This is a genomic window from Sulfitobacter brevis (assembly GCF_900112755.1).
Classification (GTDB): domain Bacteria; phylum Pseudomonadota; class Alphaproteobacteria; order Rhodobacterales; family Rhodobacteraceae; genus Sulfitobacter; species Sulfitobacter brevis.
This window is the reverse complement of record NZ_FOMW01000038.1, coordinates 1-9459: the sequence shown is the minus strand read 5'-3', so window position 1 is coordinate 9459 and position 9459 is coordinate 1. Positions and strand designations below refer to the sequence as shown.

The following is a 9459-nucleotide window of genomic DNA, read 5'->3' as shown; positions in this document are numbered from 1 at the left end:
AAGCCCAAGGCTATTCGTATCGATAATGGGCCCGAATATGTCAGTGGAAAGCTCATGGAATGGGCCGAAAAACAAGGCGTTAGGCTGGAATACATCCAACCCGGAAAACCCCAACAGAACGCCTATATCGAACGCTACAACCGCACGGTTCGCGGCGAATGGCTCAGCCAGTACATCTTTGAAACCATCGAGGAGGCACAGGATCATGCCACGGTATGGCTCTGGACTTACAACAATGAACGACCCAACATGGGCATCGGCGGCATCACGCCCGCAATGAAACTGAAAACAGCCGCCTGAATTCTACGGCTGAACCCCATTAAAAATGGGGGGATTACCCAGCCTTTGAAACCTGTCATCAGGTGCCAAATCCAAATCGCCCTTTCGCCGCGACGAGATCGAACTAGCAGGTCGCGGACTTTTCCTACCGTTGGCCGAATTTCATCCAAAGTCTGCTTTCGGATTGCGCCCTTCTAAAAACAGTAATTTTTGGAATACTCGGTGGAGGCATACAAAGGTATTTCGGGTACTTATTCTGGGAGTTATTGCAGCGTTAACAGGTCGTGACTTTTAGCGCTAAAGGTAAAATAGGGCCATCCCATTTTGGACGGCCCTATTTGAATTCTTTCCGATGTTATGGTGCCGTCGCAGTGTTGGCCAACAGACGAAGGCGCGAGAAAAATTCGCCACGGTCAACGTAACAGCCGTGCAAGTGCCTAAAGCCTGTGGAAGGGTCAAAAGAGTCCCGTCCATGCAGAACGCGTCGATTATCGAACACGACCATCTCCCCGCCTTTCAGCTTAAGCGTCAGACGATATTTCGAATCCTGAGTTTTGGCCATATAGGTGCGGTACGCACGGTAGTAGGCGGGCATAATGTCTGCAGCCATGTCGAAGATGCCTGCCAGATGCGCGTTAAAGCGGATCTCGATGACTTCGCCTTTTGCACCCAGTGTAATAACAGGTCTGTGGACTCGGATATCCGCAGTTTTATCGTGAAATCGGAACGGAATTGCGACCTCGCAAAGTAAACGAAACGCTTCTGGATCTTCGTCGCGAAGGTCTTCTGCCATCGCGAAGCCGTCGGCAAATAATGAACCGCCGCCTGTGGCTTCATTGGCCAAGCAATGCAAGAACTGGTAGCCTGGAGGCACCTCTTGGTTGGGAAGATCAGTGTGCAATGGTAATGCAACGGAGGTATAGGCCAGGTTGTTTGGGTTAGGTTTGTTGATGACTTCAAACGTGGTGCCAAAGTTTGTTGCCCGTAAAAACCCGATACGCTTGGCGATATGAACCCCTGAATCCGTGTCGTTCGGTAGCTGATCGACAATTGTCAGGCCGAATTTTGCGGTGTCTCTCATCCAGATGTTCAGCGCCAAATCATCGGTAAGGATTGGTGTAGATGCGTGCCGTGAGATGTTCTGCGCACCGTGATCTGCCCGCCAAAGCTGTGCAGGAATATCACCTGCGTCACCGTTTGGGCGACCTGGGCGATGCGCATTCATCAAAGAGATTGGCATTTGACTTGTATGGCCGTCTGTATAGCTAAGCACGGCTGTCTTACCATCAATCGCGGCAGCCGTCAGCACTGGCCTTTCATCTATGGCCAGCAAATCAAGCAAGCGTTCATGGGTGTCTGGGTGCAATCCGGAAGGGCAGTTGTCGCGCAGCCAGATTGTGGGGAATGATGTGGTGGTGCCGTCTGTCCACGTCACGACAAGCGTGTCCGTGCGGACCGCGAGGGTCTTTACAGTCATAGGGATACCTATTCGTTTGAGTATATGTAAATTTAATCAGGGAGGATTAAAATTGGGGCGGCGGCCACCACTCCTGCGTCTTGCCGTAGGGCGAGCCAATGGCGCGGCCCCCTAACAAAACATGTGTGATATCAAACGTCATAGGTCGCTCGATAAGCCAACATAAAAATCAGGGCAAGGGCCGATGGAGTTTGTCTTGGATAGTCAGGTCTGTTCCTAGAACGCTTGCTTTTGGCAACCCGCAAACCACATCGTTTTGCACCGCCAAAAAGCCCGTTCAAAACCAAAGCAGTTGTTGAAGGCCTTTTTCCTCTCTTTCGATAGGAGCCATTTGCCAAGTTACAGAAGGTCTTCACAATGGGCTCTTTGCGGTCATCAATCTTTGAAATTGCGGGTTCGATCGTCGGGGAGGTCAACGTCCGTGGGATCGTGCAACCGCGACCATGGTTCAGGCGCGTCAAACGGGTGATGCGGATCAGGAAATCTGCCCCATGTACAAAACGGCTCATCCGCGTTGCGACCATGCTTGAGCCACTCAATGGTGATGCAAAGCGCAGATTGGGTTCACGAATAACCGCTACCACATGCGCGGTTTGGCGAATTCTGCATAGCCGTCATCAAAGGCTTTGGCATCAAACAATGCATTGCCTTCTTTTACTAAATCGCCTGCAGTTGGCAGTTTGATATCGCTTCCATCACCCTTCCAAAGCCCTGAACGCAAAATCGCTTTGGCGCATTGAAAATACATCTCACCAATAGTGATCGCGATGACCGAACGGGGAAACCTGCCGTTCTTTTCAAAGCGGCCAAGGACAGCCGTATCTGCGGTAATAATTGCGGTTCCATTCACTCGAATAACGTTAGTGCAGGAAGGCACCATGAACATCAGGCTAACTCGATCATCACTTACAATATTGCGCAAACTATCGATGCGATTATTGCCGAGCCAGTCTGGTAAAAGCAGCGTCTTATCATCAGCGATTTCAACAACCGATCTATCGTCGCCGCGCGGGCTACCGTCTGTGCCTTCAGGTCCAACGGTAGAGACCACAACAAAACGCGAGGCTTCGATCCAAGTGCGATAGTGCGGCGTCATAGTCGTTACGACTTTGCTCAGTGATCTTGGCGGAATATCACCATAAAGCGCTTCAAGATCTGCGGTGGAATCAATTGGGTTCATTGGATTTTCCTTAATGTTTGGTCGGGTCATGAGGGGGACTTTCTTAGATTGAAAACAATTACAGCCAGCGACATCAGCATGAAAAGTGCGGCAATGGGATGGGTGAATAGGAAGAATGGGTCGCCCCCTGTGGCGGCAAAAGCCTGACGCGCGGTTTGTTCCAGATTACCGCCAAGGATGAAGGCAATGACAAAGGGCAGGGGCGACATGCCAACGCGGCGCATAATGTAGCCCAGAATGCCAAAACCAACGGCGATCCAGATGGCCGCCATAGACGTTTCTTGAACATAGATTGCAGTTAACGTCAGCAGCAGGACCACAGGCAATAGTACCTCTGTGGAAACCCGTGCCATGACGCCAACGGCGCGCATAAGGACCCCCCCGATGGTCCAATTCAGACCGTTGGTCAGGAACATCGCGGCGAACAAACCAAACGCCATGACCAGCTCGGGATTGATCCCGTCGGAAGGCAAACGAAATACAGATGGACCGGGGTTAAAGCCGCCAATACTTTCCATGCCGAGTATTAGGAAAACCGCCGCTGCATTGCCTGGAATGCCAAGGGACAGGACGGGAATAAGGTTCGCACCAGACACGGCCGAGTTGGCTGCCTCGGTCGCTGCGATGCCCTCGGGCGCACCCTCTCCAAAAGCGGGATCATCTTGTGCTTTGACAGATGCATAGCGATTGCGTGCATAGGTATACCCCAGCGTTGCCGCCAGTGTTGATCCAATACCCGGCAATGCGCCAATGATAGTGCCAATCAGTGATGAGCGGGCAATATAGGGTGCCAAGCGTTTCACATCTTTGAATGTGAGGGTATCGCCATCAACAGTCGACTTGATTGTATCACGAGGTCGAATACCGCTGCGGACCATGTCCTCGATTGATTTGAAGACTTCGCCTAAAATCAAAACACCAAGGATTGCAGTGGCAACCGGGAACCCTTGCGCCAGTTCGGGCATTCCAAAGGTTAGACGGGGATAGAAATCCTCTCCGGTTGCGACCATCGCTGCCATCAGACCTAGCCCCATCGAGATCAACCCTTTGCCCACTGAGTCACCTATCACCGCTGCGATAAACGCCAATGACAGGATTAAAAGGCCAGTCTTTTCGGGCAGGTCAATATAGCTCTCAACCAGAACGGCCAAGAACGGCGCGCACAGCACTAGTACTATATCCGAGAATGTATCGCCCGATACAGATGACAAATGCGCGACCTTCAGTGCCTTCTTTGCCTGCCCTTTTTGCGCCATCGGATAACCGTCAAACGTGGTCATGTATGCGTCAGGAGTGCCCGGTATGTTAAATAGGATTGCAGGCACCGCGCCGCCCAAAGTGGCCCCCTTCATAATTCCGATGAGGAATCCCATGACGGGCAAGAATGCGTCCTGAGAGTAGCCAAAGATCGAAATCAAGATCGGCAGAGCAATCGCCATCGCCATCGGCCCAGCCAGACCAGGTGTCGCGCCCACGGTTATGCCCATCAGAAAACCAAGCGCAATCATCACCAATGTGATGGAAATACTGATGCCCAGAACGGAAAATGCCTCTGGCCCGCTAAAGATAGAAGCCACCCCGAGAAGTGCATGATCCCAGACTGTCATCACACATCACCGTTTGGTGGCAACTGCAGGTCATCAAAAGGGAGGTCGTATAGCAGTGCAAAGACAAGGCTTGCCACAATGCCAACCAGCATCACCGAGAGCGTGATCTTGCCCCGTGCGACAGATATAAGTGCTGCAATCAGGAAGGTGCCACCTGTGAGGTAGCCGATGTAGTTCCAAGGGGGTGTTGAGCGTAGTGCTCGGTACGGTGTCTCTGTGAGCACTGAGGTCACAAGCGGACCAGCAAAGCGCATCAAGACAAGACTGATCGTGATGATGCTCAGCAACACAACCATCCAGCGCAGGTTATGTCGCGTGAGCGTTGCGGCATCTGCGTTCGGTCGCGCAAACGTAAAAATGCCGCCAATCAGGATGACTCCACCCGCCAGCACGGGGCCAAGGCTATCGCCCAAACGCACTTGGCGGCGCACCTTTTCGATCAAGCCCGTCTCGGTATCCAAAGGAACCCAGACAAAGATAAACAAAAGGGCGGCGGCAATTGCCAGTAGGCCAAGCCATTTGTCACCGGTAAGGCGGCTGAACATGGCTTGGCCCCTTTGCTCGTTCACTGCGCGGCCTGCATCAATGCACCAGCGTTGTTGTACTCCGCTTGCAGCAGTGCATCCAGATCAGCACCCATGATGTTGGTTGCCCCACCAAATGCCTTGGTGATCATGCCGCCTGCTTTGCCTGTGCCTGTGGCGCTGGCGATCGCTTCGCTGAGGGCAGCGCGGGCATCGTCAGGCAATCCTGCGGGTGCGACGAATACGTAATAACCGTCAGCGTTATACGCGACGCCAAGGTCCGCAATCTTCGGCGCATCAGGTGTCTGCTTGAGCGCGGTGCTCATGCCGGAGGCCAAGTTGACCAGATCGCCCGCAGCAACACCTTTACCCTGAACACCGGCCATAAAGCCTACATCCATATCACCAGCCGTCACGCCGTTCATGACTGCCTTGCCGCCTTTGACAGAAATGATGTTGAACTCCACGCCATTTGCCTCGCCCAGAAGGTATGCCAGATCGGCCAGCTTGGGACTCATCACGCCAAAGCGGATGTCTTTGCCGCCTTTTGCCGCCGTGATCATGTCGTCAAAAGAGGCCCAACCGGTGTCTGCTTTGGCAACGACACCCATCTGGAAACCTGCTGTGGTTGTCAGACCTGTGAAATCAGCTGGCGACACGCCTGCCTCTTTGGATGCGGCCGAGTTATAGCCCAGCGATTCCGTCACAACGAGTGCGATAGTTGTGCCGTCTGCAGGCGCGTCCTTGAGGGCCAACAAGGCGTTGATGCCGCCTTTGCCAGTGACCTGTTCGGGGATGATGTCCCAACCTGTTGCGGTTGTCATTTCGTCTGCGATCAAACGGCCTGATGTATCCGCACTGCCTCCGGCGGCAAAGGCGATGATCATTTTGATCGGGCCTTCGGGCTTCCACGCGTGCCCATCGGCAAGTGTCGCGGTGGTGGTCGCGGCAGTCAGCAGCAGGGCTGCACTGGCAGCTTTTAGAAACGTTTTCATTCGGTATCCTCCCTGGATTGCACAAACCTTTTCGGCTTTGAACGATAGAAATCCATAAATTAGTTGACCTGTCAACAAAAATCGCGGAAACTGGCAACATGCTAGAAACAGTCATACCTAATTTGCGCGCTCTCACTTCTTTCGTGACCTTCAGGTTGGCGCGCACTCAAAACAAATTAAATGCCCAAGCGTCCTACTTTTTGAAATCTATGTCCGATCTCACGTTGGTCGAATGGCGCATTATCCAACTGTTGCGCCTTCACGAGGGCGCAACGATGAGCAAACTTGCCCGCGAGGTCCAGATCGATAAGGGGCAGTTGAGCCGCAAGATCAGCAAGATGGTCGACAAAGGCTTGATCACTACCGAGCAAGACGACACAGACCACCGCAAACAAAAGGTGCATTTGACTGTCAAAGCCCGCACGCTGAGCGATCGGTTGATGCCTGTCATGCAGAGACGACAAGACATGCTGTTAGCAGATATTACGGAATCCGAACTTGAGACCTTTTTCAAAGTTCTTACCGTGATTGATACGGTGTCAGAGCGCAGGGACTTGCCATGAAACCCTCAAACCTGTTGGTGATCCTGTCAGACGAACATCAGGCACGTGCTATGGGCTGTGCGGGTCATCCGTTTGTCCAAACGCCCCATTTGGATGCACTGGCGGCACGCGGCACACTGTTCTCGAACGCCTATACCCCCAGCCCGATATGTGTCCCTGCACGTGCCAGTTTCGCAACTGGGCTTTATCCGCATCAGACGCGGCTGTGGGACAATGCGATGCCCTATGACGGGTCCATCCGTGGCTGGGGGCATGCGTTGCAAGACAAAGGTGTGCCCGTCGAAAGCATCGGTAAGCTACATTACCGCGCCGAGGAAGACCCCGCCGGTTTTGATGTCGAACACATCCCGATGATGGTCGCGGATGGTGTGGGCATGGTCTGGGCATCGGTGCGGGCTGAGGAGACGCGCAAGATCGGCAAGGGCCGAATGTTGGGTGACTACGTTGGGCCGGGGTACAGCAAGTATACGAAATACGATGCCGCTGTGGTTGAGCGAACCAAGACGTGGCTTTCCGAGCATACGGATGCAGATAAGCCGTGGTGCCTCTATGTAGGGCTCGTCGCGCCCCACTTCCCTTTGGTGGTCCCGCAGGAATTCTATGACCTCTACCCGCCCGACAGTATGCCAGACGTCAAACTGCATCCATCAAAGGGCCATGCACGCCATCCTTGGGTAGAAAAGCAAAATGCATTTATGGATTCAGAGGCCAAATTCACCTCGCCCGAAGAGCGGTTGGTTGCGATGGCCTCCTACTATGGGCTGTGTTCATGGCTGGATCACAACGTGGGGCAAATCATGGCTTCGCTTGAGGGTGCAGGCCTGACGGGCAGCACCACCGTGATCTACAGTTCTGATCATGGTGATAACGTGGGTGCGCGGGGTCTTTGGGGTAAATCCAATATGTATGAGGAAAGCGCCGCTGTGCCGCTGATTATGGCTGGCCCTGACGTGACGCAAGGTGTCTGCGACACACCCGTTAGCCTGCTGGACGTCTCCGCTACGATCGCGGATCACTTTGGAGCCGAATTCGATGGTGCGGATGGCATCACGCCTTTGCCACAAATCGCATCCGCCCCGGCTGATGCCTTGCGTGCCGTCTTTAGCGAATACCATGCGGCGGGGGCTGTGTCGGGCGCGTTCATGCTGCGCAAAGGGTGCTGGAAACTGATCCGCTATGTCGGGTTTGCCGATGAACTTTTCGATCTTGAGAGCGACCCGGAAGAGTTACGCAATCTGGCGGGATCACCGGAGCATGCAGAGATAAGCGCAAACCTTCATGCCGAATTGAACCGCATCTGTAACCCCGAACAAACAAACGCCACGGCTTTTGCCGATCAGGCCACATTGATCCAATCATATGGTGGCCGGGAGGCCGCATTTAAACTTGGCGCGCCGGGTGCGACGCCTCCACCGAAAGTATCGCCATGACCATGAAACTCACCATCCTCGGCTCTGGTTCTCCGGAGGCATATATCCGCCGTGCATCCACGGGATACCTGCTGGAAATCGGCACCGACAAGATATTGTTTGATTGCGGTGGCGGGGTTGTCGATAACCTGATCCGCTCAAACCGCCTTCCAAAAGATATCACACATCTGTTTTTTACCCATTATCACTCTGATCACATGATGGACTACGCGAGACTGGTGCATGCTGCTTGGGACGAAGGCGGCGCGCCGATCAAAGTGTTCGGACCCAAGCCCTTGGCGAAAATTAACGAAGGCTATTTTGGGCCTGATGGCGTATTGCAAAACGATCTGCGTGCGCGCACCGAAGCTGTCCCAAGCCAACAGGTCTGGGTCGCTCGTGGCGGGACTTTGCCCCGTCCATGGCCTATGCCCGAAATAACCGAAATCGAGCCGGGATTTTCATATCAGGGTAATGGTTGGACGCTTGGGTCAGCTGAGGCCACCCACGGTCAACCCATTTTGGAATGTCTAGCATTTTCGGTGGAGCATGAGGGCAAAAAGTTTGTCTATTCTGGCGACACGGGCATCAATGATAGGGTTGCCGCTCTTTCCCAAGACGCTGATTTCCTACTTCATTGGTGTTATCGTGGAAGCGGAGAAGAGGTGCATCCGGTGCTTCAGGCGATGAGTCCTGATCCAAAAGATGTGGCACAGATGGCTCAAGGTGCTGGCGTAAAGCGTCTGTATCTAACTCATTTCCGAATTCACATGGACACTGATGCCGGACATGCTGCGGCTAGAAATGATCTAGCCACCCACTTTGACGGCGAGGCAGACATTGTTGAAGATCTGCAAACTTATCAGATCTGACCGCAGACCAAGCTGTCCACCTAAAATCCGACCGAGATTGACCTCTCGCAAAGTCCAACCAACGAATGAAAGAGTTAACAAATGGCTGCATTTGGGCAGATAGAAGTTCCGACACGCCAGGAAAAGCCACGTAGCTGCGGGACAACAATGATGATTGATTGGGGTATTCCGTTGGGCCAGCAAAAGGATATTTTGGCCTCGCAAGGGCATCTGGTGGACAAGGCAAAGATTGCCGCAGGGATTCCGCGGTTTATGCCGGTTGATTTGCTCAAGCAAAAACTCAGCGCATATCGCGATGCAGGTATTTCCACCGCTAATGGCGGATTGTTAACTGAATTAACACTCAAGCAGGGCACCTATGATGCAATGCTGGCCGAGATGGTTGAGGTTGGATTTGATGCGGTTGAGGTTTCAGAAAACCTTGTGCCGTTGTCCGCTGCTGCAAAAACTGAAGCAGTGTGCGTATTCCGGGGTGATCCGGCCACCTGTACCGATAGCATCCGGCCACCCATACCGATTTGATCCGGCCATGGATTCCGGGGCATCCGGCCAC

Annotated in this window: 11 protein-coding genes; 5 read left to right on the top strand and 6 right to left on the bottom strand. The window is 53.4% G+C overall.

The window, feature by feature from the left end; genetic code table 11:
• On the top strand, positions 1-300 hold a 300-nt coding region (locus tag BM174_RS20015), incomplete at its 5' end, for an integrase core domain-containing protein (protein ID WP_143092509.1).
• Positions 301-634: 334 nt separating this feature from the next.
• On the opposite strand, the gene BM174_RS20010 is transcribed toward BM174_RS20015, so the two are convergent.
• The 6 genes from BM174_RS20010 to BM174_RS19990 all read right to left on the bottom strand — a co-directional run bounded on the left by BM174_RS20010 (position 635) and on the right by BM174_RS19990 (position 6062).
• The gene (locus BM174_RS20010) at positions 635-1756 is read right to left on the bottom strand and encodes a TauD/TfdA family dioxygenase (protein ID WP_093925582.1); all 1122 of its coding nucleotides are present in this window, start codon (positions 1754-1756) and stop codon (positions 635-637) included.
• Between the two features lie 131 nt (positions 1757-1887).
• Positions 1888-2265 carry a hypothetical protein gene (locus BM174_RS20940; RefSeq protein ID WP_143092508.1) on the bottom strand — a complete coding sequence of 126 codons (378 nt, stop codon included), beginning with the start codon at positions 2263-2265 and terminating at the stop codon, positions 1888-1890.
• Between the two features lie 68 nt (positions 2266-2333).
• Complete coding sequence (locus BM174_RS20005; RefSeq protein WP_093925581.1) at positions 2334-2936, bottom strand: pyridoxamine 5'-phosphate oxidase family protein; 603 nt, start codon at positions 2934-2936, stop codon at positions 2334-2336.
• Positions 2937-2962: 26 nt separating this feature from the next.
• Positions 2963-4543 (bottom strand): tripartite tricarboxylate transporter permease, encoded by a 1581-nt coding sequence (locus BM174_RS20000; RefSeq protein WP_093925580.1) that lies wholly within the window; start codon positions 4541-4543, stop codon positions 2963-2965.
• Complete coding sequence (locus BM174_RS19995) at positions 4543-5088, bottom strand: hypothetical protein (protein ID WP_093925579.1); 546 nt, start codon at positions 5086-5088, stop codon at positions 4543-4545. The genes BM174_RS20000 and BM174_RS19995 overlap by 1 nt, the downstream gene beginning before the upstream one ends.
• Before the next feature lie 20 nt (positions 5089-5108).
• Positions 5109-6062: a tripartite tricarboxylate transporter substrate-binding protein gene (locus tag BM174_RS19990; protein WP_093925578.1), complete on the bottom strand. Its 954-nt coding sequence runs from the start codon at positions 6060-6062 to the stop codon at positions 5109-5111.
• A 98-nt stretch (positions 6063-6160) separates the two neighbouring features.
• On the opposite strand from BM174_RS19990, the gene BM174_RS19985 reads away from it, so the two are divergent.
• The 4 genes from BM174_RS19985 to BM174_RS19970 all read left to right on the top strand — a co-directional run bounded on the left by BM174_RS19985 (position 6161) and on the right by BM174_RS19970 (position 9428).
• Positions 6161-6625, top strand: a complete 465-nt coding sequence (locus BM174_RS19985) for a MarR family winged helix-turn-helix transcriptional regulator (protein ID WP_093925577.1) — start codon at positions 6161-6163, stop codon at positions 6623-6625.
• Positions 6622-8055, top strand: coding sequence for a sulfatase family protein (locus tag BM174_RS19980; protein WP_093925576.1), 1434 nt, complete (start codon positions 6622-6624; stop codon positions 8053-8055). The genes BM174_RS19985 and BM174_RS19980 overlap by 4 nt, the downstream gene beginning before the upstream one ends.
• Positions 8052-8906, top strand: coding sequence for an MBL fold metallo-hydrolase (locus BM174_RS19975; protein WP_093925575.1), 855 nt, complete (start codon positions 8052-8054; stop codon positions 8904-8906). Before BM174_RS19980 ends, BM174_RS19975 begins: the two co-directional genes overlap by 4 nt.
• An 81-nt stretch (positions 8907-8987) precedes the next feature.
• On the top strand, positions 8988-9428 hold the full coding sequence (locus BM174_RS19970) for a phosphosulfolactate synthase (RefSeq protein ID WP_093925574.1): 441 nt from the start codon (positions 8988-8990) through the stop codon (positions 9426-9428).
• Positions 9429-9459: the final 31 nt, after the last annotated feature.